Raw genomic sequence first — 24,594 nt, 5'->3', positions numbered from 1 at the left:
TTATACTGTAAACCGAAAATCAATAACCCATGCAACTTAACCGTCGTGACTGGCTGCGGGCCGGTCTGCTTTCTGGCTTAGGCCTTGTTACTGCTCAGACCGGCTACTGTGAACCGTGGCTCGATGAAGCTGCGGCTCCGACATTTTTCCCTCCTAAAACAGGCGCCCTGAAAGCCCGGCTATCGGCCAACGAAAATCCGTACGGGCCGTCGCCCAAAGCCCTGAAGGTCATCAGCGAGGCTGCGCAGGATGGGTATCTGTATCCGTTCCAGTATGGATCACAGCTCCGTAAGATGATTGCCGAGCAGGAAGGGGTTTCCGAAGAGCAGATTTTGCTGGCACCCGGCTCGGGTTCCCTGCTGATTGCCGCAGCCATGCACTACACTTACGCCAAGCCGGGGGGCAGCATCATTTCGGCCGACCCGACCTATGAGCAACTGATGCGGGCCGCTGTGCAGCACGGTGCCAAATGGGAAAAGGTACCCCTCACGGCCGGTGGCTATGACCATAACCTGGCAGAAATGGAAAAGCGCATCTCGGATACGACCAGCCTGGTCTACGTCAACAATCCCAACAACCCAACCGGCGTTACCATCGACCCGGTTGCGCTACGGGCCTTTGTCGACCGGGTTTCGGCCAAAAAACCGGTCTTCGTCGATGAAGCGTACATTCACTACACCAGCGACCCGGCGAAGTTTTCGGTCATTGACAACATCAAGAAAGGGCAGAACGTACTGGTAGCCCGCACCTTTTCAAAAATCTACGGCATGGCCGGTCTGCGCCTGGGCTACCTCGTCGGTCAGCCGGATACGCTCATGGCCATCAGCAAGTGGGGGGGCGGCCCCGGTGGCCTGACCATGACGACCATTCGGGCGGGTCTGGCCTGCTACAAAGACGAAGAGTTTATCAAATACTCGCTGTCGAAGGGACTCGAAGCCCGCGAATTTCTGTACGAAACCCTGAAGACCAACGGCTATACGTATCTGCCGTCGGGCACAAACTTCGTGCTGTTCCCGATCCGGATGAAAGGCGACGATTTCATCGGCAAGATGATGGAGCAGGGCGTGAGTGTTCGTCAGTGGAAGTTCGACGGGCAGTTCTGGTGCCGCGTCAGTCTCGGCACCATGCCGCAGATGCAGGCCTTTGCCGACGCGTTGAAGGTTGTCTCCTGATTACGGAACGGAGCGGGACCGCTCAGCGGTCCCGCTCCGTAAATCATAAAAGTCAATACTCGTATTTGATCCCCATCTTTTTGGCCATATCGGCAAACATCTGCGGATCAAAATCGTCGCCACCCGGCGCGTTCAGTTGAGGCTCCTCCTCAAGGTCCGGTGGCGTATGGCCCGGAATTGCGCCTTCAATCACTACGCACTCCTGACCATCCTCGGGGTGCGGCCCGTTCCAGATCAGACCGGCCTGCCTGTAATCCTCCTGACTAAAGGTGTACAATTGCAGGTGCAGTTTCTGCTCCATAAACTTTTTGGCTTCCGGGAAGGCGTCGTTGCTCAGGTTGGGAATGGGCAGCAGTTTCGTGACTTCCACCCCCGTCAGTTTTTCGAGCGCTTTGGCGTAAGCCACTACGTGCAGCCCACCGCGTACCAGCAGATACCCCACCATGGTACGGGCGGTCGGATCATCAACCATCTCATACACTCTCATTTTGTTGGCCCGGGCTCCGCACTCGAGAAAGAAATTATGTAGTAAATCAAGTTTGAGGTTCCCGCTGTTAAATACGTTCTCGCCCGACCAGAAATGCCCCATCGAATCCATCGGCAGCGCCGACTGCCCGCTGGCAATGAAGTGGTGCGTGTTACGGGCATCGACCCCATTGGCCAGTGGCGTTGTCGTAGGGTCCATGCCCCGCTTGCTCACGCCCGTCAGCAGCAGATTAGTCGTGTAGGCGACTACTTCAATGTGACCGTACTCTTCACCCGCAATCGAACAGATCAGGTCATAAAACGGCCGCAGCTTTTTACGGCCCCGGAAGTTAAACGACTGATACGTGTAGTTCATCAGGGTTGACATCTCACCGAACTTACCGCCGAGAAGTTCCTGAACGGCAGCCGCGTTATTGGGCGAGGGGTTTTTGGGAGTAGGCAGCTCGATCGGGAGCTGATCTATTTTTAAGATCATAGTCGCTGGGCTTTGGTTGGCTTGAGTAATCGTGCGAGCCCTAAAAACCAACTAACCCAATCGACTTTAGTTATTAAATACTTATACAATCTACCAAAACAGAGTAAGCGGGCTTCCTCCCCTTCCTTCCTCCTCTCCTCCCCTCCCTCCTCCTTTCCTCCCCTTCCTCCCTTCTCAGTGATTGCTTACCTTTGCCGCTATGTCAACCGTCACCATCGCCCCGCTCGCTGAGAGCCTGTCGTCGTTTCTGCAAACACTGGATCATTCGGCCCTTGCTGTTCTTGCCGACAATCACACGCTGCGCCACTGTTACCCAACACTGGAGCCGCTGCTGCCCAAACACACCCTGATCCGGATTAAGGCCGGCGAAGAGCAGAAACACCTCGGCACCTGCGAAACCATCTGGGATGCGCTGACCCGCGCCAATTTCGACCGGCACGGACTGGTTCTGAATCTTGGCGGTGGGGTTATCGGCGACATGGGCGGCTTTTGTGCCGCTACCTACAAACGCGGCATTTCGTTCGTGCAGATCCCGACCACGCTGCTCGCGCAGGTCGACGCGAGTGTCGGCGGGAAGCTAGGAATTGACTTCAAAGGCTACAAGAACCACATCGGCGTTTTTCAGCAGCCGGCGGCTGTGCTGATCGATCCGGCTTTTTTGCAAACGCTCCCCGAGCGTGAACTTCGGTCGGGCTTTGCGGAAGTGATCAAACACTGCCTTATTGCCGACGCGGCCATGTGGGAACAGGTCCGTCGGCGCGACCTGGACGAGCAGGACTGGCCCGCCCTGGTGGCCCATTCGGTAGCCGTCAAGCAGCGGATTGTGGAACAGGACCCGACCGAAAAAGGGCTGCGCAAAGTTCTCAACTTCGGGCATACGATCGGTCATGCCGTTGAAACGTACTTCCTGACCAAGCCCGGCCGGGCACGGCTCCTGCACGGAGAAGCCATCGCCGTGGGTATGGCCGCCGAAGCCTACATTGCCACGCAGAAAAAAATGATTGATGAAGCGCTACTCGCTCAAATCGAAGAGTACGTATTCGCCGTATATGGCAAGGTACGCCTGTCGGAAGCAGACATAGAACCTATTGTAGCGCTGACGGCTCAGGACAAGAAAAATCGGGGGCGTCAGGTGCGGATGGCACTGCTGGATGGACCGGGAAAATGCGCCTTCGACATAGCCGTTACACCGGCAGAAATGCGTCGGGCCATTGCCTTTTACCGGGGGGTAACGGAAAATTAAAATTTTCTAATAGTTTATTGTTTGCCAAACATTTACGTTTATCTTTGAGTTCGACCCAAAGCATCTAAGTCATAACCCCATTCCCATCTTAACTCAGTTAAACTCATATAAAAAACGTTTACGTAATCGAGTATGAAAAAATGCATCGGTATCCTGTTTACACTGGCCGTTGTCAGTCTGGCGGGCTGTATGCCCGGGAAGTTGTTTGTGGAGCATGATTACAGCTACGAGGGCCACTTCAAGAACTACGAATCTTTCAATTTTCTGGAGTGTGAGTTTGTTGACTCCACCCTGCTTTGCTCAGACATTCAGGATGCCATCCGGCACCAGATGGAAGCCCGCGGCTATCGCGTTGCCAACCGCAATCCAAATCTGCTGATTTCGTACAATATCTTCCGCAGTGACCTGCGTTTCCGGGGCTACCAGCAGCCGGTGATTAAGGACTGGGTCGTGCGCGAAGATGATGATGCCACCTACAAACGTATTGACTACAACCTGGACGAAGGCACCCTGATGATCTCCCTCATCGACGCCGAAACGTATCAAGTCATCTGGAAAGGATACGCTTCCAAGATGATGCGTAACCCTAATTTCAAGAATAACTATTTCAAAGGCATTGTCCGGTCGATTTTCGACCAGTATCCGCTGATGGCGACCAGCCGCTAGCCCGGCTTGTAATGAACCAACGTAACAGGGGTTAATGGCGTTTTGCGAAATGCCATTAACCCCTGTTACGTTACCGGGTTAATTCTTTGAAAATAGTCTCCAGCGAATTTTCCTGCTGGCGTAATCCCACCAGCGTCAATCCCTGATCCGCAGCCAGCCGGAAAACAGCCGCCCGCAGATCGGTTCCGGCCTGCGCCGTAATCCGGTACTGACCCTCTCCTATCGACTCCACGCGCTGCACCCCGGCCACCGACCCCAACAGAGCCGCGTCGGCCAGATCATTTTCAAATTCCGCCACGACCGTAACGCCTTCGCCGGTCTGCCCGCGTAGTTGGCTCAGCGACTCATCCACCACGATTTCGCCCCGGTTGATGATCACTACCCGATCGCAGACAGCTTCGACTTCCTGCATGATGTGCGTTGAGAACAGCACCGTTTTGTCGCGGCCCGCTTCGCGGATTACCTGTCGGATTTCGGCCAGTTGATTTGGGTCCAGACCGGTGGTGGGCTCATCCAGAATCAGCACCGGCGGATTGTGCAGAAGCGCCTGCGCCAGCCCAACGCGCTGACGGTAGCCTTTCGACAATTGAACGATTCGTTTATGTTGCTCACGACCCAGCCCAACCAGCTCAATCATCTGCGTAATGCGGTTAGTTAGCTCCGTACCGCTCAGTCCATGCAGCGACCCCGCAAACCGGAGGTATTCTTTGACGTACAGGTCCAGGTACAACGGATTATGCTCGGGCAGGTAGCCTACACTCCGACGAACGTCCATCGGCTGGGTCCGAACGTCGAAGCCATTCACCTCAACGGTACCGTCGGTTGGCGGGAGGTAGCCCGTAGCAATCTTCATGGTCGTGGACTTACCCGCCCCGTTAGGCCCGAGAAATCCGACGATCTCCCCGGGCTGCACGGTCAGTGAGATATTGTTAACGGCTTTTTGTCGGCCGTATTCCTTAGTCAGGTTTTGAACCCGGATCGACATGAGTAGGTGTTTTGCCTTATTAACGCGCAAAAAACCGGAAAGTATTTCTATTTTTAGCCTTTGTACGCTGAAATTTGAACGCTGGGATGCTGGATCTTGAATCATAGACTTTCTGCCGGAAATGATCCGGGACTCACTATCCAGTATCTTCTATCTCTATTGAATACTCATACATGTCCATTTTTCGAAAAAAGTCGGTAACGCAGGCCGTCGGTGATTCGGCGGAAGGAGAGGCTTCTAATCTGGTGAAGGTGCTGGGCGTACGCGACCTGACATCGCTGGGAATTGCAGCCATTATCGGAGCCGGTATCTTCAGCACCATCGGTCGGGCGAGCTTCAACGGCGGGCCGGCGGTGTCGCTGCTGTTTGTGTTTACGGCCATTGCCTGCGTGTTTACGGCCCTCAGCTACGCTCAGTTTGCCTCCACAGTACCCGTCAGCGGCAGCGCGTATACCTACGCCTACGTTTCGTTCGGCGAAATTTTTGCCTGGATTATCGGCTGGGCGCTCATTCTGGAATACGCCGTTTCCAATATGGTGGTCGCTATCTCGTGGTCAGAATATTTCACGTCCATGCTCAGCGGATTCGGCATCCAGTTTCCGGGCTACCTCTCCAGCGACTACGGATCGGCCCACCGCGCTTACGAACAGGTGCAGGCCGCCCTGCGCACGGGCGAAGCCATGCCGGCCAACGTACAGGCCCTGGCCCGGGCGTATGAGGCCGCGCCGGTGCTCGGCGGTCTGCGATTGATTCTGGACCTGCCCGCGGGCATCATCACGATTCTGATTACGTACCTGGTTTACATCGGCATCAAAGAATCGCGCAATGCCAGCAACCTGCTGGTTATTCTGAAACTGGCCGTTATCGGGCTGGTCATTCTGGTCGGCGCGTTCTATGTAAAACCTACCAACTGGTCGCCCTTCGCCCCGAATGGCGTGGGTGGTGTACTCAGTGGCGTAGCGTCGGTCTTTTTCGCCTTTATTGGCTTCGACTCAATTTCCACCACGGCCGAGGAATGCCGCAATCCGCAGCGCGACCTACCCAAAGCCATGATGTATTGCCTGATCATCTGCACCGTTCTCTACGTCCTGATTACGCTGGTGCTGACCGGTATGGTCAACTACAAGGAGTTGGGGGTTGACGATCCGCTGGCGTACGTGTTTCAGAAAGTAAATCTGGATTTTGTAGCCGGGGTGATCTCGGTCAGCGCCGTGGTGGCGATTACAAGTGCCCTGCTGGTGTATCAGCTCGGCCAGCCACGCATCTGGATGACCATGAGCCGCGACGGGCTGCTGTGGCCGAAGTTTGCGCAAATCCACCCCCGCTACCGGACGCCCTCGTTTGCAACCATCGTAACGGGTGCGCTGGTGGCCATTCCGTCGCTGTTTCTGGACATGCAGTTCTTTATCGACCTGACCAGCGTCGGTACGTTCTTCGCCTTTATTCTGGTCTGCGGGGGTATTCTGTACCTTGATGCAAAAGGCATTTCTAAAGAGTCGAAGTTCCGGGTGCCATACGTCAACGGGAAGTACATCATCGGGGCTGGCTTTATTGCCACGCTGGGCTTTGCCCTGTACGTCGGCGACTTTACGGCGCACCTGGCTGAAAAACCGCTGCTGGTCGTTTTCTGGCTAACCTGGGCCACCCTCTCGGTGCTTGCGTTTCAGCGCAACTTCTCGCTGCTGCCGGTGCTGGGTATTCTGACGAACCTGTACCTGATGACCGAACTGGGGGTCACGAACTGGGCCATTTTTGTCGTCTGGCTCGTCATCGGCCTTGTTATCTACTTCTCGTACGGCTTCCGCAAGAGCAAACTGGCCAAAAAAGGGCTAATTTCGACGTAGTGCCACTTGCGGTAAATCAGATTACCGGCCGAAAAACATGACGTGCTGCTGCGGGAGACGGCTGTCGTTTTTGATCAGTTTCAACCCGGCTGCTTTCATCTCTTTGGTTGCCTGGGCGACGCTCAGCTTATGCAGTTCCTTGATCGGCACGCTGGGATCTTCGGCGCGGTACTCGACCAGCACTACCCGGCCACCCGGCTTTAGTGCCTTCACGATGGTATTCATCATTTCGCGTGGATACGAAAACTCGTGGTACGCATCAATCATAATAACCAAATCAACGCTGTTGGCCGGCAGCTTTGGATTTGACTCCGTTCCCAGCACGGCCTCCACATTCGACATATTCCGTTTACGCTTGCCCGCATTCAGGTAGTCAATCATTTCCGGCTGAATATCCACGGCCAGCACCTTACCCTGGGGCACTTCGGGTGCCATCAGGAAGGTGAAATACCCCGTTCCGGCACCAATATCGGCCACTACGTCGGTGGGTTTTAGATCCAACGCATCCAGCAGCAGGTCGGTACGTTCTTCCTGTTCGCGTTCGGGCCGTTCGAGCCAGGCCGCTCCAAGGTGGCCCATCACCTGCGCGATTTCCCGACCCTGGTAAACCTTGCCGATGCCGTCGCGGGTTGCGTTTCGGTACTGGTAGTAGCCCGACGAGTCGGTTTTGGCCTTACCAGCGGTTTGCTGCGACGAACCTGGCCCGCAGGAAAAGAACGCAGCCAGCAAAAAAATCAAAAGGCGGTACATGCTTGTTTGAGTTGCTCAGATGCATAACCCAAAATGTCAACGTATTGATTTAAAATACCGGTGGCTTTAGAAATCAAACAAAATGCCTTTACAGTTAATACATTAACATCAACCAAACTCAACGATTATGGTAAGTTTAATTGGCCCCGTACTGCTGTATACTGCCGTCATCTACTTTATGGCCCGGTATCTGCCGCAAACCCAGGTGAAAGACGCAGGCATTGCCTTTGTCATTGCGGTGTTGATTGCGCTGCTGAACGTAGGTATCAGTTTTGGCATGCGGTACAGCATTGAAAACCTGCTTACGTTTTTTACCCTCACGTTTTTCGTGCGTATGATCCTGACCGTTGTCTCGCTGATTCTGCTGGCCCGTCTGTTTAAAGGCTTTTCGCTGCGTGGGTTCTGGTCGGCGGTACTGATCGGCTTTGCCGTAACCGTTACGGGAACGATCTACGACAGCCTGCGGCAGCACGATTACCCGACCGCCGACGAAAACCGGCCGTATTTCCAGGAAGGCGACGGGCGTAGTAATTCGAGTCAGTAGCCAAATAAGATGGTCGGCGTTTGAAGCTGGTACGGGTTAAACGGCTAACTTCGAACGTCGAACCATCAAACACCCAAGAGTCTATGAACTTGATTTTACATTTGTTGCTGGACGCTGCCGTAATTTTTGGACTGGCCTACATCATGCCCCAGATTGACGTTAAGAATTTCGGCACGGCTCTGCTGATTGCCGTACTCCTGGGGTTGCTCAATTTTTTTGTAGGCTGGCTTATTCGCTTTCCGCTGAACCTCGTTACGTTTTTCCTGCTGACGGGCATCGTCCGCATCCTGGTTACGGCCCTTCTGCTGAAGCTCATTGACCGCATTCTCGACAGCTTTACCATTCATGGCTTCTGGCCCGCGCTGGTGATTGCCGTCGCCGTAGCCGTGGCCGGCATGCTGATCGACCGGTCGGCCCCGTCGGAGCAGATGGTTGAGTCGGGCTACGTTGTGAGTATCCTTCATTCGCTGCGTCTTGGCTAGACGGCCTTACTCACTGGCATTAAAATTTTATCAATTAATCGACAAAACATCCAACCGGGGGCGCTATCTTTATCCATTACAGGCTATTGATGCGATCATTCCCGTTGATGAAGCGACTTCTTTTCTCCCCGGCACAGCAGGCAGGCAGCCCCAGACACTGGGCGTACCGGCTGTTGTGCCGGGGTTTATTTATACCTGTCGGCATTGCTTTATCAGGTTGCTCGGAAACACCGCAGGAACCGGCCTATCGGATCGGGTTTTCGCAGCGCACCACGGCGGATACCTGGCGGAAAACCATGCTGGAAGGCATGAACCGCGAGCTGTCGTTTTATCCCGGGGTTGACTTTATTGTTAAGGATGCCGGTGGACAAAGTGCCAGACAGGTTGATCAGATCAAAGAACTGATTGAGCAACAGGTTGATCTGCTGATCGTTTCGCCCAACTCGGCCCGCCCCATTACGCCCATCGTCGAAAAAGCCTACCAGCAGGGTATTCCGGTTATTGTGCTGGACCGCCGGACTGCTTCGGATCAATACACCGCCTACGTAGGGGCCGATAACGTCGACGTGGGCCGCACGGCCGGTATTTACGCCGGGGCTTTGCTCGACGGCAAAGGCGATGTCATCGAAATTGGTGAATCGCCGGGCTCCTCGGCCGACATTGACCGGCACCGGGGCTTCGTGGAAGCTATCGGCCGCCAACCCGGCATCCGGCTGGTCAGTAAGCTGGAAGGCGACTGGGATAAGCAGTCGTTTGCCCCCGAGCTTACCCGCCTGCTGACAACCCGACCAACCATACAACTCATCTTTGCGCAGAACGACCGTACCGCTCTGAAAGCCTACCAGGTTTGTGAGCAGTTGGGGCTGGATAAACAGATCAGGATTATTGGCGTCGACGGGCTGCCCGGCAAAAACGAAGGCATCGACCTGGTTGACCGGGGTATCCTCAATGCAACCGTTCTCTACCCGACCGGGGGCAAAGAAGCGATCCGGACGGCCATGGCCATTTTGCAAAAGCAGCCGTTTAAACGCGAAAACCGGCTGCCGATAACGCTGATCGATTCGACGAACGTGCAGATCATGAAGCTCCAGAATGATAAGGTCACCGAGCAGCAGATTGATATTGAGCGCCAGCGCCAGCGAATCGACGACCTGAACCGGACCTACGCATCGCAGCGAAACCGGCTGTACGTCACGCTGGTCAGTCTGCTGATTGTGATTATTCTCGGCGCGTATGCCTGGTACCTGGCCCGCGCCAAACAGGCGGCCTATCAGCGCCTGGCTCAGCAGAACGAAGAAATTCGCCAGCAGAAAGACCAGATTGAGGCCGTATCCAAACAGGCCCGGCAGGCAACGGAAGAAAAACTCCGGTTTTATTCCTACATCTCCCACGAGTTCAACACACCCCTAAGCCTGATTCTCACCCCGACGGAGGAGTTGCTGGCCCGACGACACCTGGACACCCGGGAGGTAAAAAACAGTTTGTCGCTTATTCAGAAAAACGCCCACCGGTTGCTGCGGCTGGTCGATCAGATGCTCGATCTTCGCAAGGCCGACGCCGGGAAGCTGCTGCTCAGAGCGCAGGAAGGGGATGTGGTGGCCTTTATTCAGGACATTGTGCAGGACTTTCGGGCCAAGGCCGACAAGCAGCGCATCGACCTCCGGTTTCTGTCGACCCAATCCATGCTGCCCCTCTGGTTTGACCGCGAGAAGCTGGACAAAGTCCTGTTCAACCTACTGTCCAACGCCTTCAAGTATACCCCCCGGCATGGTTTCATCCACGTGCATCTGACCACGACTAACGGAGCGGTCCGGATTGAGGTGCAGGATAACGGCGAAGGCATGACCCCAGACCAGCAGAAGCGCATCTTCGACCTGTTCTATACCGGATCAACGCAGTTCACGCTGGGGAATGGACTGGGGCTGGCCTTGTCGCGGGAGTTCATGACGCTGCACCACGGCGAACTGCTGGTTCAGTCGGAGCCGGGCAAAGGCACGACGTTTACCCTGCAGTTGCCCCTGGGCAATGCTCACCTCGATCCCAGCGAAATCGGTCCGGTTCCCGACCCCCACCGCACCGAATCGACGGCTCTGCCGGTTGACGACGAGTGGCTGCCGACGGCACCAGACGAGCAGGCGGTCCAGTCAGCCAAAGCCGGTACGATTCTCGTTATTGAAGATCACGACGAACTCCGGCACTACGTGGCATCCCGGCTCGGCGACCGCTACGACGTAGTGGCGGAACCCTCGGCCGAGCAAGGCTGGGAGCGCATTCTGGAAACGATTCCGGATCTGATCATCAGCGACATCATGCTGCCCGGCACGCTGGACGGCCTGGAACTGACCCAACGCGTAAAGAGTGATTTCCGGACCTCGACCATACCGGTGATTCTGCTGACGGCCAAAGGCCAGATGGAAGAACGCATAGAAGGCACCCGCGCCGGGGCCGACGCCTACATTGCCAAGCCGTTTCAAATGGCGTACCTGCTGGAAACCATCAACACGACGCTGGCCAACCGGGAGAAATGGCAGAAGCGCTACACCGGCGATTACCTGGCCAAAACCGAAAACCGGCAGGAGAAGAAATTCCTGAACGAACTGACGACCCTGATCGAAAATCACCTGACCGACCCGTCGTTCGGCGTGGAGCAGCTCAGCCGCGAGATGGGCCTGTCGCGGGTGCAGCTTTACCGCAAAGCGCAGGCCTTGCTGGGCAAAAACGTCAACGAATACTTCGTAGAAATCCGGCTCAAGAAAGCCAAAGCCCTGCTGGCTGAAACCGGCAAACCCATCGCCGAAATTGCTTACGAAACCGGCTTCAGTTCCCCGGCCTATTTCACTACGTTCTTCAAGCAGCACACCCAGCGCACGCCATCGGAGTTCCGGAAGTCGCCGTCGGTGAGCGTGTAACTCTGTAGCCTGTTCTTCCGGTCGACCGGTAATCTCCCCCCTGCTTTCAGGCCGCCCTCACCGCCGGAGGTAAACCCAATCCTGCCGCAGATAAACCCTCGGTTTTATAACGCACTGACGGCGACTACTTTTGATTCGTTCTACGGTTAATCAAATGCTCGTCGAATTGTATGAAAACTCCTTTACTGCAATACCCAATACCAACTATATTCAACCCGAAAGTTTGTAGACATCTTTGTTTGTCTACGTACCGGCTTGTACCGACACACTCCTTTTACTGTATGAAACCACCGTATACCCTACTGCTTCTCTGTTCCCTGTCCACTCAACTTGCCCTGGGTCAGGCTACCCAGACCCTGCGCGGGCGGGTTGTTGATAAAGAGTCCAAGTTTCCGCTGGTTGGTGCCACCATACTGGTCACAACAGCCGACAAGGGCATCGTTGCCGATACGTCAGGAACGTTCCGGCTGGCGGGCGTTCCGGTTGGACGGCACACGGTAAAAGTGTCGCTGGTCGGCTACAAAGACGCCCTGTTGAACGACATCATCATCGATGCGGGCCGGGAGAAAATCCTCGATGTTGAACTGGAAGAAGAAATCCGGCAGCTCACGGCCGTAACTGTTCAGGCACAGCGTACCGGCGAAGCCCGCAACGAAATGGCGGTCGTATCGGCCCGGCAGTTTTCGGTCGACGAGACCAACCGCTACGCCGGCAGCCGGGGCGAACCGGCCCGCATGGCCTCCAACTTCGCCGGTGTGCAGGGGGCCGACGACTCCCGCAACGACATCGTGATTCGGGGGAACTCCCCACAGGGCGTGCTGTGGCGGGTCGATGGCGTCAGCATTCCCAACCCCAACCACTTTGCCATTGCCGGAACGTCGGGCGGGCCGGTCAGTATCATCAACAACCGATACCTGGCCAATTCCGACTTCTTTACGGGCGCCTTTCCGGCCGAATTCGGCAATACCATTGCCGGGGCGTTTGATCTGAAGCTGCGCAACGGCAACAACGAACGCCACGAAAAAATGCTGCAATTCGGATTTCTGGGTACGGAAGCGATGGTTGAGGGTCCCTTGTCGAAAAAATCGGGCGCGTCCTACCTGGCTACGTATCGGTACGCGAACCTGTGGCTTTTCAGCAAACTGGGCATCGACATCGGTACGCAGGCTGTACCAGCTTACCAGGACGGCTTTTTCCGGCTAAACTTCCCCCTGAAGAAACGGAACGGCGAATCGGGCGGATCATTGGCCCTCTGGGCACTCGGCGGCACCAGCACTATTGATATTCTGATTAGTCAGCAGGAGGTAAAGGACCGGAACATTTTCGGTCAGAACGACCGCGATCAGTACTACACCTCCCGGATGGGTGCCGCGGGCCTGACTTACACCCGGCCGCTGAACCGGCAGACGTTCCTGAAAGCGACGCTGGCGGTATCGGGCAACGCGCAGGATGCCAATCACGACTACCTGTTCCTGCGCAAGGATGGCAGCGGTAATCCACTGGTACAGAACAGCCGCTACGTAATCGACTCGCTGCGCCCTATTCTGGACTACCGGTTTTCGGAAGTTTGCTACGCACTGTCGACCTATGTCAACCACAAGCTCAGCGCCCGGGCCACGATCAAAGCCGGGCTGAACACGGATCTGTACCATTTCAAAGCATTCGACAGCGTGCGGACGTTTGTGGATGTCAACTTCACCCGCTTTACCCCATGGCGCACCCGCTGGAACACCAACGAAGCGTTTGCACTCGTTCAGCCGTACGTGAGCTACCGCAACCGCCTGACTGAAAACCTGACGCTGACGGCCGGCCTGAACGCCCTCTGGTTTACCCTCAACAATCGGAGTCTGTCGCCCATTGAGCCGCGGCTGGGGCTGAGCTGGGACCTGCCGGGACGCCAGAAGCTGAGTCTGGCCACGGGGCTACACAGCCAGGTTCAGCCGGTGTACGCTTACTTTTACGCCGAAGACCTCAACAGTTCAACCGACGCGGCACAACTGGCCAATCGGAACATGGGCCTGACCAAAAGCTGGCATTACGTCGCCAGCTACCAGCGGCTGCTGGGCCGCAACATCCGCGTGCTGCTGGAAACGTACTATCAACGGCTGTTCAACATTCCGGTTGAGCGGGAGCGGTCGTCGTTTTCGCTGGTTAACGCAGGGGCCTCCTTCTCCCGGGTCTTTCCGGGGCCCGTGGCCAACACCGGTACCGGCCGCAACTACGGCGTGGAGCTGACCGTAGAGAAATTTTTCAGCAACAACTACTACTTCTTGCTAACCGGCTCGCTGTTTGACGCCAAATACAAAGGCTCAGACGGCGTACTGCGTAATACTGACTTCAACGGCCGCTACGCGTTCAACGCCCTGTTCGCCCGCGAGTTCGCGTTCCGGCGGTCGTCGCTCACGCTGGGCTTCAAGTACACCGCCACGGGCGGACGCTGGTACGGCCCTGTCGATGAGCGGGCGTCGCGGCTGAATCAGGAAGTGATTTTCCAGAATGAAGGGCGCAACACCATGCAGTTTGCCCCGTATCGGCGGTTCGACCTGAAGGCCGACTATAAAATCAATCGGGGTGCCATTGGTCGCCGGGGTCTGACCCATACCGTTTCGGTAGACCTGGTCAACGTGCTGGGCGTCCAGAATATCCTGTCGCTGAGCTACGCCCCACAACCAGACGGTAGCATTATCAAGCAGGAATATCAGTTGGGTTTCCTGCCAATTTTCCTGTACCGGATTGACTTCTGACGGGGGCCGTCCAACGGGGTCGACAGGCGCGGTTGGGGAGCTGTGGATGATGAGTGTCCGGTTCAGAACGGGATACTCATCATCCACAGCTCCCCGACTGGTTTTATAACCCTTTCCGTACCACAACCCACTGTTACAAAATCATAAATTCATGTAGCAAAAGTAGAATCCTGCCAATGTATTACAATAATAATACGTTGATAATCAAAATATTACGTATAATCTTAAAATTAGAACTATCTGAACGATTTCTAAAAGCCCACCGGAATACGGTACGGTAGCTTTGACTCATCAATCGACAATTTCCGGTCTGTTATGAGTCAACAACAACGTGTTTTTTTCTGGTCGATAACGGCCGCTCTGGGTGGCTTCCTCTTTGGGTTCGATACGGCCGTAATCTCCGGCGTCGAGCAGGCGCTGCAACCCCTCTGGAACCTGAGCGTGTGGGAACACGGCCTGACGGTTTCGATGGCCCTGATCGGCACCGTACTGGGGGCCATGCTCGGTGGAATCCCCGCCGACCGCCTGGGTCGGCGGCAAACGCTTTTCTGGATTGCGGTCCTGTATCTGGTATCCTCGCTGGGTTCCGCCCTGGCTACAGACTGGAGCCTGTTTCTGGTGTTCCGGTTCATGGGCGGGCTGGGCGTTGGGGCGTCGTCGGTGTCGGCACCCATGTACATCACCGAGATTTCGCCGGCACGGTCGCGCGGCCGGCTCGTGGCCCTGTTCCAGTTTAACGTTGTGCTGGGTATTCTGATCGCCTACCTGTCGAACTACCTGCTCCAGGAGCTGGGCGACAATGCGTGGCGGTGGATGCTGGGCGTGCAGGCGGCTCCGTCTCTCCTGTTCCTGATCGCCGTGCTGAACATCCCGGAAAGCCCGCGCTGGCTGCTGCTGAAACGCGGTCGGGTCGACGAAGCCCGTGAGGTGCTGCGGATGATCGACGGCGACAACTATGAACTGACGCTGAACGCGCTTCAGCTCAGCGCCGAGCAGCAAACGCTCTCGCACAAACCCGCCCGACTCTTCTCATCCCGCTACAAAACCCCGATCATGCTGGCCGTGCTGTTCGCCGTTTTCAACCAGGTGTCGGGTATCAACGCCATTATCTACTACGCCCCCCGGATCTTTGAAATGACGGGACTCGGCAAAAGCTCAGCGTTGTTATCGTCGGCAGGGATTGGCGTTGTCAACCTGTTGTTCACCCTACTGGCCGTTAACCTGATCGACCGCTTTGGTCGCCGGACGCTCATGCTCATTGGTTCAGTGGGCCTGATCGTTACGCTCGGTCTGGTCGCGCGGGCCTTCTATGTCGAGGATTTTGGCAGTATGTCGGTGCCGATTCTCCTGTTCGTGTACATCGCCTTCTTTGCTTTCTCGCAGGGTGGAGTGATCTGGGTGTTCATCTCCGAAATCTTCCCCAACGAAGTCAGGGCCGACGGGCAGGCGCTGGGCAGCTTCACGCACTGGCTGATGGCGGCCATCATCACCTTTACGTTTCCCTACTTCGCCGGGCAGCTTGGCGGTGCCTACACCTTCTCGTTCTTCTGCCTGATGATGGTGCTTCAGCTCGTATTCGTCCTTCGATTTATGCCCGAAACCAAGGGTACCAGCCTGGAACAGGTCGAAAAAACCTTCGTCGTTCATTAAAACGGTCGCGGTATTCGGTTTTCGGCTATTCCGCTCAACGCGATCTGTGCCGATAAAACGACCGAAAACCGGGCACCATTCCCAGAAAACAAAAAACTGTAAACCGATTATGACACCAATCCTTGTCTGTTTTGGCGAAACGCTCTGGGACGTACTGCCCAGCGGTAAGCAACCCGGTGGAGCGCCCATGAACGTAGCGGTACATCTCCGCAACTTTGGTTTAGACGCACGCATGATCAGCCGGGTCGGCGAGGACGATCCGGGTAACGAACTCCTCGATTTCATTGCCGGTAAAGGCATCCCGACCGATACGATTCAGCGCGGCCAGACGCACCTCACCGGCATTGTAAAAGCGAACGTCAGCGATTGCAACGAGGTAACGTACAAGATCGTCCAGCCCGTAGCCTGGGACTACATTCAGTACGATGAGTCGCTGGCCCGGCTGGTTGAACAGGCCGATGTGTTCATTTACGGGAGCCTGGCGGCCCGGAGCCAGACCTCACGCGATACGCTCTACCGCCTGCTGAAAACCGCCCCCCTGAAGGTATTTGACGTTAACATCCGGCCTCCGCATTACAGCCGCGAGATCATTGAACACCTGCTCGCCGAGGCCGACATCGTCAAGATGAACCACCACGAACTGACCGAAATCGCGGCCTGGTACGGAACCCACCCGGGCGAAGCAGCCGCGATGCAGGCCCTTATGGAGCGCTTTTCGGTCCGGACGCTCTGCGTTACCCGCGGTGAGAAAGGAGCCGTACTCCTGAATCAGGACGGCTTCGTGCAGCAGGCCGGTTTTCCGGTAACGGTAGCCGACACCATCGGCAGCGGGGATGCGTTCCTGGCGGCTTTTCTCTCTAAGACCCTGCAGGGCGAATCGGCGCAGAAAACCCTGGCGTTTGCCTGCGCTGCCGGGGCTTACGTGGCTACGCAGCGGGGCGCTACCCCCGACTTTTCGGAGCAAACGATCACCAACGCAGCGCAAATGGCCATGACCGCCTGATTTTTTACAAATGCACTAACGTAAACCATTTTCTCCCATGAAAAAGTATCTATCTACGATCGTCGTCCTGCTGATGACGGTGCAGCTGGCCTTGGCGCAGCGCACGGTTTCGGGGAGCGTCGTCGACGCCAAAACCCAGGAGCCCCTGATTGGTGCCAGCATCATCATTCCCGGCACAACCATCGGTACGGTAGCCGACCCTAAAGGTAAATTCTCAATTTCAGTACCGGCCAGCGCCACGAGCGTTACGGTATCGTTCATTGGCTATACGGCTCAGGAAGTGCCGGTCAGGGGTGTCGATAACGTAACGGTTGCCCTGGTGGAAGGCGGGCAGCTGGCCGAAGTCGTGGTGCTGGGGTATACAACCTCCCGGCGGCAGGACCTGACCGGTGCCGTGGCGGTTATCGAACCGGCTGTTACAAAAAACACCAGTTCGGGCAATCCGCTCCAGGCGTTGCAGGGACGTACCCCCGGCCTGTTCATCGAAAAGACCGGAACCCCTTCGGGCGAAGCCAGCCGCATTCTGATTCGGGGTTCCAATACGTTAGGTAACAACGATCCGCTGTTTATCATCGACGGCGTACCGACCAAACGGCCGCAGGTATTCCAAAGTCTGAACCCAACGGCTATTCAGTCCATCCAGGTCCTGAAAGATGCCTCTTCGGCGTCGATTTTCGGAGCTCGGGCATCGAACGGCGTCATTGTCGTCACGACCAAAAACGGCTCGAACACCGACGGCAAACTGAACGTACAGTTCAATACCAGCATCACGGCCCAGTCGGAAAAGCCCCAGCGTTTCAGGATGCTGAACGCGGCCGATCGGGGACGGGCACTCTGGCAGGCATCCGTGAACGACGGCATCGATCCGGCATCGGCTTACGGGGAAATCTATACGTTCAACTGGAACAGGGATTTCCGGAATCCGCAACTAACCGGCGTGACGGTAAACCCCTTCGTAGGAGGCAATCAGAACGTACCGGTGGGCGATACCGACTGGCAGAATGAACTCTACAAAACGGCTTACGTGACCAACAACGACCTGACCATTTCGGGGGGTACGCCCAACTCGTCCATTCTCGTTAACCTGAGCTACTTCAACAACACGGGGCTGGTCAGATACACCGGCTACGACCGACTCACGGGCCGCGTTAACGGGCTGACCAGCAAGTTCAACGGGCGATTCAAACTCGGCGTTAACCTGCAGATGACCACCTCGCGGGAAACCCCGGTAAGCTCCGATCTGGGTGGTGCGCCAACTCCGGGGCTGGCCGTGACGCTCGCGCCGACGATCCCGGTGTACACCAGCACCGGCGACTTCGCCGGACCGCTTGGCTCGGGCTACTCAGACCGCAACAATCCGGTGTTCATGCAGTACATCAACCGCTGGGACAAGGTCAACCGGACGTTTCTCTTCGGCAACGTATTCACGGAGCTTGAACCGATTCCGGGGCTGATCTTCCGGTCGTCGCTGGGGATGGATAACGCCGGCTTCTCGAACAAAAACATCGAGCAGTCGTTCCAGAACGGCTTCATTGCCCGGTCGTTGAACAGCCTTACGCTGAACACCAACAAATTTCTGAGCCTGACCTGGACCAACACGCTGCGCTACAGTTTCGGACTGGGCGACCACCGCTTCAACGTACTGGGCGGTGTTGAAGCCATTCGCGACAATCTGAACGACGTGATTTCGTACCGCGAGAACTTTGCGGTGCAGACCGAGGACTTCTTCGTCCTGAGTGCCGCGTCGGGCAACGCCAGCAGTACCGGTACGTCGACCGGCAGCCGGCTGCTTTCGCAGTTCGCCCGCATCGATTACAACTTCTCAGACCGTTACCTGGCCGCCCTGACGCTCCGCCGGGATGGTTCCTCGCGCTTTGGTGCCCAGAACCGCTACGGCTTTTTCCCGGCGGCTTCGGTCGGCTGGCGCATCGATAAGGAAGCGTTCATGCAGAACATAAAAGCGATCAGCAGCCTGAAACTGCGGGCCGGCGCGGGCCGAATCGGCAACCAGGATATTGGTGATCTGGCCCGGTTTGGTTTGTTCGAGCCCCGCTATGGTACGCTGGCGTCGCAGGTACCCAACGGTCATAACGGCTTCTTCGATCAGTTCTGGAACGTGGGAACGGCCTACGACCTGAACGGCGTCAACTCGGGTACCCTGCCGTCGGGCTTCGTGCAGACCCAGGGCGAAAACACCGCCCTCAAGTGGGAAACGACGGACGAGGTCAACGTGGGACTGGATTTCTCGTTTCTGAACGGGAGTCTGGCCGGTTCGTTCGACTATTTTGCGCGGCAGACCCGCGACATTCTGATCAAGCCACCCGTTGCGGCTGCCGTTGGTGAAGGTCAGCTGAAATTTGTCAACGGAGCCACCAAAACGAACAAAGGCTTCGAGTTGTCGCTGGGGTATTATGGCAAGCCCATCGGCAACTTCACCTACAACGTATCGGCCAACTTTGCCCGCTTCCGCGACCGGATCACGGTGCTGCCCGAAGAAGTACGCTCGGCCTTCGCCGGCAATGCGGTAACGACCATCATCGGCCGTTCACAGTTTGACCTGTTTGGCTACCGGACCGATGGTATCTTCCAGAATCAGGAAGAAGTGAACAACCATGCCGTTCAGGTAGGAGCCGCGCCGGGCCGTATCCGCTACCGCGATCTCAACGGCGACAACAGGATTGACGCGCTGGATCAGGAGTTTTACGGTACAACCCTGCCCGGCCTCGAATACGGGGCGCAGGTACAGCTGGGCTACAAAAACTTCGACTTTGCCATTTTCGGCTCGGGCGTAGCCGGTCGGACGGGTTTTGATTCGTACACGTTCTACAACAACTTCATCCGGGGCCGCGATAACGTAGGACCGGGGGTTTTCGATGCCTGGACACCCCAGAATACCTCGTCGCCCATCCCGGCCCTGACGCTCTCGGACGGCAACAACGAAACCCGGCCGTCGAATTACTTCAACGTCAATACCTCGTACTACAAGATCCGGAACATTCAGCTGGGTTACACCTTCCCGAAAGGAGCCATCGGCAAGTTTGGCCTGACCAGCCTGCGGCTCTACGGCATGGCCGAGAACGTAGTCTGGTTCAAAAGCAGGAGCTTTTTGGGACCTGATCCGGAGCGGGTCGATGTCAACACGGTACCCGTGCCCCGCACGTTCACGTTCGGTTTAAATGTCTCTTTCTAAAACCAGCAACCTCACGATCATGAAAACTAAACGACTACTTTCGGGCCTGCTCATGGTGGGTGGCAGCCTCTTCTCTTCCTGCACCGATTTTCTGGAATACCAGCCGCAGGGCACTCTTTCTTCGGATAACATCAAAAGCGCCGGTAATGCCGACGCGCTCGTTACGGCCGCTTATGCGTCGTTGGGCAACGGCGAGATGATTGGCCCCGTTGCGAGCATGTGGGTGTACGGCAGCGTCCGCGCCGACGACGCCCACAAAGGCGGTGGTGGCGTAGCTGACCTGGAAGACATTAACTTCTACGAGCAGCACAACCTGACGCAGCCGCAGCAGGGTGGCGGCTTCTTCCACCCCTACACCTGGGAAAATTACTACAAGGCCATCTCCCGCGCCAACGTTGCGATCCGGTCGATCAACGCGCTGAACGAGAGCGATTATCCGCTGAAGAAAACCCGGCTGGGAGAGCTGCGCTTCCTGCGGGGACACGCGCACTTCATGCTCAAGATCCTGTTCAAATACGTTCCGTACGTAGACGAAACGCTGACGAACGATCAGATTCTGACGACCTCGAACCGGCAGTACACCAACGATGAACTCTGGAACAAAATTGGTGAGGATTTCCAGTTCGCGGTCGATAACCTCCCGCCGACCCAACCTGAGCGGGCACGGGCCAACAAGTTTTCGGCTGCGGCTTACCTGGCCAAACTGCGATTGTTTCAGGCCTACGAGCAGGACGAAAGCCACAAGGTCATGAACATCAACAGAGCCCGATTGCAGGAAGTAGTGAGGCTCACGGACATGGTAATCAGTTCGGGCCAGTACAGCCTTCAGCCCGACTATGCCGAGAATTTCCTGCCGGAGTTCGACAACGGCGTCGAATCGGTGTTTGCGGTGCAGTATTCGATCAACGATGGTACAACGCTGGGGCGGCTGAACTTCGAAACGGGTTTGAATTACCCGCACGGGGCTCCGCAGTACGGCTGCTGCGGCTTCCACCAGCCTACGCAGAACCTGGCCAATGCGTTTGGTACGGACGCCAGCGGACTGCCTAAATTCGATACGTACAACAATGCAAACATCAATTTCCAGACCGCCACCGTTGATCCACGCGTGGATCATACCATCGGCATCGACGGTCACCCGTACAAATACAACGCGGCCCTGCCGTTCAGCAACAGCTGGGTGCGCGATCCGGGCGTGTATGGTTTCTTCCAAAGTATGAAAGAACAGCAGCTGGCCACTAGTTCATCGTACAAAAAGCAGGGGCCATTTATCGGGACGTCGAAAAACATCGACATCATCCGATACGCCGATGTCCTGCTCTGGCAGGCTGAAGCGTACATTGAGCTGGGTCAGCCGAATCAGGCGCTGCCCCTGATCAACCAGATTCGGGAGCGGGCTGCAAAAAGCACCGGCCGTCTGAAAAAAGCCGACGGTACCGACCCGTCGAAGTACCTGATCAGGCCGTATGAGGCCGCCAACTGGACGCAGGCCTATGCCCGTCGGGCGCTGCAATGGGAACGGCGGCTCGAATTTGCCACGGAAGGGCCACGTTTCTTCGACCTGGTTCGCTGGGGCATTGCCGAACCAACGCTGAACGCCTACCTGGCCGTTGAGAAAACCCGGCGATCCTTTCTGGGCGGGGCCAGGTTCACCGCGGGCCGCGATGAATATTTGCCGATCCCACAACGGGAGATAACCTTCACCAAAGGCTTATACAAGCAGAATCCCGGTTATTAAACCCAGTCCCGGTTCAGGCAAGCCGATCGGCTGACCTGAATCGGGATTTAGCAAGCAGATAATCAGCATGAAAGAAATACTCTTGACTCTGACGTTCCTGGCATCACTGCCCCACGTCTCGACTGGTCAGACCACGCAAGCCGGCCAGAAATCGGAAGTCCACCGGCTCCAGTACCATTTTTCGCCGAAAGCCCACTGGATGAACGATCCAAACGGCATGGTTTACCACAAGGGGACGTATCACCTGTTTTTTCAACACTACCCCAACGGAACCACCTGGGGGCCTATGCACTGGGGACATGCCACCAGCAAGGACATGGTACACTGGCAGGAGCAGCCCATCGCGCTTTATCCCGATAGCCTGGGGTACATTTTCTCGGGAAGTGCCGTTGTTGATGTCAATAATACGAGCGGGTTCGGTAAGGATGGTCAGGTGCCGCTGGTCGCCATTTTTACGCACCACAACGCTTCGCTGGAGAAGACGAAGAAATCAGACAAATACCAGTACCAGAGTATTGCTTACAGCCTCGACGAAGGACGGACCTGGACCAAATACGCGGGTAATCCCGTATTGCCCAACCCCGGCATCGTTGACTTCCGCGACCCGAAGGTGCGCTGGTTTGAGCCGCAGAAGAAATGGATCATGACGCTGGCCACCAAAGACCGCGTTACGTTCTACTCGTCGCCCAACCTGAAAGACTGGACCAGAGAAAGTGAGTTTGGTAAGGAAGTAGGGGCCCACGGGGGCGTCTGGGAGTGCCCGGACCTGTTTCCGCTCGACCACAACGGCCGCAAAGCCTGGGTGCTGCTGGTCAGCATCAATCCGGGCGGACCGAATGGCGGCTCGGCAACGCAGTATTTCGTCGGCGACTTCGACGGAAAGACCTTCCGGCCTTACTCGACCAACACCAAATGGATGGATTACGGCACCGACAACTACGCCGGGGTTACGTTTTCCAATACCGGCGACCGCGTGGTGCTGATGGGCTGGATGAGCAACTGGCAATACGCGAATGTGGTGCCTACTACCTCCTGGCGCAGTGCGACTACCGTACCGCGCGAGCTTGGTTTGAAGGAAGTGAACAAAGAGCTGTACCTGACCTCGACCCCGGTGAAGGAACTGGACGTACTCCATGAGAAGACCAGCTCGCTGCGTAACGTAGCCGTAAAAGGGCAGTATGACCTGACGGCCAAAACCGGCGGCCGGAACGAGCTGTTCAAACTGACCCTAACGGCTGCCCCTACCAGCGACTTTGCCATTGTACTCGCCAATGAGCAGGACAACGAACTGGTGGTTGGCTACGATAAAGCGGCTAACGCGTACTACATTGACCGGACAAAATCCGGTAAAACTGGTTTCGAGAAAGGCTTTGCCAGGCGACACACCGCCCCGCGTCTGTCGACCGACGGTACCATTACGCTCACGCTGCTGGTCGATGTAGCCTCCGTTGAATTGTTTGCTGATAACGGGTTGACGGTCATGACGGACATTTTCTTTCCGGAAAAGAATTTGAGCAGCGTATTCATCAGATCGGCGCCGGGAACAACCCTCCCGACGCTGACGTACACGCCACTGAAGCCCTCTCTGGAGCCCGGACTATGATGAACCCGACCTGCGAAACCATAATGGCCGCTTAACAAAACGCCCCGCTCGACGATCGAGCGGGGCGTTTACCATATCGGTTAACCCAGGTTAGTCACTACGACGACCTGACAGAATGCTGAGGTAATAAAGCAGCGTAGCCAGTGAACCCAGCGCGGCTACTACGTACGTCATAGCGGCCCACCACAGCGCATCTTTGGCATAACCATATTCGCGCTTGTTGACAATACCCCGGTTCTGCACCCAGGCCAGGGCCCGCTTGCTGGCGTCAAATTCGACGGGCAGCGTAATGAAACTGAACAGGGTCGTGACGGCAAACAAACCCACACCGATAGTAAGCGGCAGCGGTGTCGTTTGCAGCATGAAGATGCCTAGCAGGATTACCCATTGTAAATACCGCGAGGCAACGCTTACAATCGGCACAATGGCCGACCGGAACTGCAAAGGCCCGTAGGCTACTTTATGCTGTACGGCGTGACCACATTCGTGGGCCGCCACCGCAGCGGCCGCTACGCTTCGGCCGTAGTAAACGTCGGCACTCAGGTTCACGGTTTTTTCCTGCGGATTGTAGTGGTCAGTGAGCATACCTTCCACCGACACGACGCGCACGTCGTAGATACCGTTTTCGTTCAGCATCTTCTGCGCAATCTCCGCTCCGCTCAGGCCGTTGCTCAACCCAACTTGTGAATACTCGTTAAACTTACTCCGCAACCGCCAGCTCACAAACGCACTGAGGCCGAAGATCACGATCATTAATATCCAGGGTGAAATCATTGTTCGTTGTTAGGTTACTTGTCAGGGTATTCTTTTGTGGCGACCAACTTAGTGGCCTACCGATAATAAAACAAGAAATTCACCTAAAGTGTCCCGAAAATCTTGCCGTTTATCCTGAAAACAGGACGCTGAACAACCCAGACTGCCTGCTGCAATGAGTTTAGCCGTCCAATTACCGAGGCTCCGGTGATTCTACGGCCTGTTCTGAGCCAACCGCGCAGCTATCTGATCCGCTCTAAAATGCCTCCATCGGCATCACACTCGACGTCGTGGCAACCAATGGTGTTGAATCGGGCCTGTTACCGGTTGACTTCCGGCGCAGCGTATCATTATACC

The 24,594-nt window shown here is 56.2% G+C and carries 17 protein-coding genes; 13 read left to right on the top strand and 4 right to left on the bottom strand.

The genetic code is table 11. From position 1 onward, the window contains the following. Window positions 1-29 precede the first annotated feature (29 nt). A complete protein-coding gene (locus DYU11_RS06705; RefSeq protein WP_119666890.1) occupies window positions 30-1,172 on the top strand; it encodes a pyridoxal phosphate-dependent aminotransferase in 1,143 nt (380 codons plus the stop codon). 52 nt (window positions 1,173-1,224) lie between these two features. On the opposite strand, the gene DYU11_RS06700 is transcribed toward DYU11_RS06705, so the two are convergent. Next, a complete protein-coding gene (locus tag DYU11_RS06700) occupies window positions 1,225-2,133 on the bottom strand; it encodes a manganese catalase family protein (RefSeq protein WP_119666889.1) in 909 nt (302 codons plus the stop codon). 199 nt (window positions 2,134-2,332) lie between these two features. Here DYU11_RS06700 and aroB point away from each other — a divergent pair, with 199 nt between their 5' ends. Both aroB and DYU11_RS06690 read left to right on the top strand, forming a co-directional pair. Further along, window positions 2,333-3,376, top strand: a complete 1,044-nt coding sequence (gene aroB / locus DYU11_RS06695) for a 3-dehydroquinate synthase (RefSeq protein WP_119666888.1) — start codon at window positions 2,333-2,335, stop codon at window positions 3,374-3,376. 132 nt (window positions 3,377-3,508) lie between these two features. Next, window positions 3,509-4,042 carry a DUF4136 domain-containing protein gene (locus DYU11_RS06690; RefSeq protein ID WP_119666887.1) on the top strand — a complete coding sequence of 178 codons (534 nt, stop codon included), beginning with the start codon at window positions 3,509-3,511 and terminating at the stop codon, window positions 4,040-4,042. Window positions 4,043-4,112: 70 nt separating this feature from the next. Here the strand turns inward: DYU11_RS06690 and gldA are convergent, their stop codons facing one another. Continuing rightward, window positions 4,113-5,027, bottom strand: a complete 915-nt coding sequence (gldA, locus tag DYU11_RS06685) for a gliding motility-associated ABC transporter ATP-binding subunit GldA (protein ID WP_119666886.1) — start codon at window positions 5,025-5,027, stop codon at window positions 4,113-4,115. Window positions 5,028-5,200: 173 nt separating this feature from the next. Between gldA and DYU11_RS06680 the strand changes: the two genes are divergently transcribed. Next, window positions 5,201-6,871, top strand: a complete 1,671-nt coding sequence (locus tag DYU11_RS06680) for an amino acid permease (RefSeq protein WP_119666885.1) — start codon at window positions 5,201-5,203, stop codon at window positions 6,869-6,871. Window positions 6,872-6,892: 21 nt separating this feature from the next. Here DYU11_RS06680 and DYU11_RS06675 read toward each other — a convergent pair whose 3' ends face one another. Further along, complete coding sequence (locus DYU11_RS06675) at window positions 6,893-7,621, bottom strand: class I SAM-dependent methyltransferase (protein WP_119666884.1); 729 nt, start codon at window positions 7,619-7,621, stop codon at window positions 6,893-6,895. A 127-nt stretch (window positions 7,622-7,748) separates the two neighbouring features. On the opposite strand from DYU11_RS06675, the gene DYU11_RS06670 reads away from it, so the two are divergent. From DYU11_RS06670 to DYU11_RS06630, 9 genes are all read left to right on the top strand, one after another. Then, the gene (locus tag DYU11_RS06670; RefSeq protein ID WP_119666883.1) at window positions 7,749-8,165 is read left to right on the top strand and encodes a phage holin family protein; all 417 of its coding nucleotides are present in this window, start codon (window positions 7,749-7,751) and stop codon (window positions 8,163-8,165) included. An 83-nt stretch (window positions 8,166-8,248) separates the two neighbouring features. Then, window positions 8,249-8,647: a phage holin family protein gene (locus DYU11_RS06665; protein WP_119666882.1), complete on the top strand. Its 399-nt coding sequence runs from the start codon at window positions 8,249-8,251 to the stop codon at window positions 8,645-8,647. Window positions 8,648-8,754: 107 nt separating this feature from the next. After that, complete coding sequence (locus tag DYU11_RS06660) at window positions 8,755-11,556, top strand: hybrid sensor histidine kinase/response regulator transcription factor (protein WP_119667486.1); 2,802 nt, start codon at window positions 8,755-8,757, stop codon at window positions 11,554-11,556. A gap of 281 nt (window positions 11,557-11,837) precedes the next feature. After that, a complete protein-coding gene (locus DYU11_RS06655; RefSeq protein WP_229365722.1) occupies window positions 11,838-14,300 on the top strand; it encodes a TonB-dependent receptor in 2,463 nt (820 codons plus the stop codon). A 315-nt stretch (window positions 14,301-14,615) separates the two neighbouring features. Continuing rightward, entirely contained in the window at window positions 14,616-15,950 is a 1,335-nt protein-coding gene (locus DYU11_RS06650) for a sugar porter family MFS transporter (RefSeq protein ID WP_119666880.1), read from the top strand. 109 nt (window positions 15,951-16,059) lie between these two features. Then, window positions 16,060-16,953, top strand: coding sequence for a carbohydrate kinase family protein (locus DYU11_RS06645; RefSeq protein WP_119666879.1), 894 nt, complete (start codon window positions 16,060-16,062; stop codon window positions 16,951-16,953). Between the two features lie 37 nt (window positions 16,954-16,990). Further along, window positions 16,991-20,143, top strand: coding sequence for a SusC/RagA family TonB-linked outer membrane protein (locus DYU11_RS06640; RefSeq protein WP_119666878.1), 3,153 nt, complete (start codon window positions 16,991-16,993; stop codon window positions 20,141-20,143). 19 nt (window positions 20,144-20,162) lie between these two features. Continuing rightward, a complete protein-coding gene (locus DYU11_RS06635; RefSeq protein ID WP_119666877.1) occupies window positions 20,163-21,881 on the top strand; it encodes a RagB/SusD family nutrient uptake outer membrane protein in 1,719 nt (572 codons plus the stop codon). A 67-nt stretch (window positions 21,882-21,948) separates the two neighbouring features. Further along, the gene (locus DYU11_RS06630) at window positions 21,949-23,484 is read left to right on the top strand and encodes a glycoside hydrolase family 32 protein (RefSeq protein ID WP_119666876.1); all 1,536 of its coding nucleotides are present in this window, start codon (window positions 21,949-21,951) and stop codon (window positions 23,482-23,484) included. A 90-nt stretch (window positions 23,485-23,574) separates the two neighbouring features. On the opposite strand, the gene DYU11_RS06625 is transcribed toward DYU11_RS06630, so the two are convergent. Continuing rightward, complete coding sequence (locus DYU11_RS06625; protein ID WP_119666875.1) at window positions 23,575-24,237, bottom strand: zinc metallopeptidase; 663 nt, start codon at window positions 24,235-24,237, stop codon at window positions 23,575-23,577. Between the last annotated feature and the right edge of the window lie 357 nt (window positions 24,238-24,594).

The sequence above is a fragment of the Fibrisoma montanum genome (assembly GCF_003583365.1).
In the GTDB taxonomy this organism is placed as follows: domain Bacteria; phylum Bacteroidota; class Bacteroidia; order Cytophagales; family Spirosomataceae; genus Fibrisoma; species Fibrisoma montanum.
The sequence above is the reverse complement of the archived record's forward strand: the minus strand, read 5'-3'. Positions and strand labels throughout refer to the sequence as shown.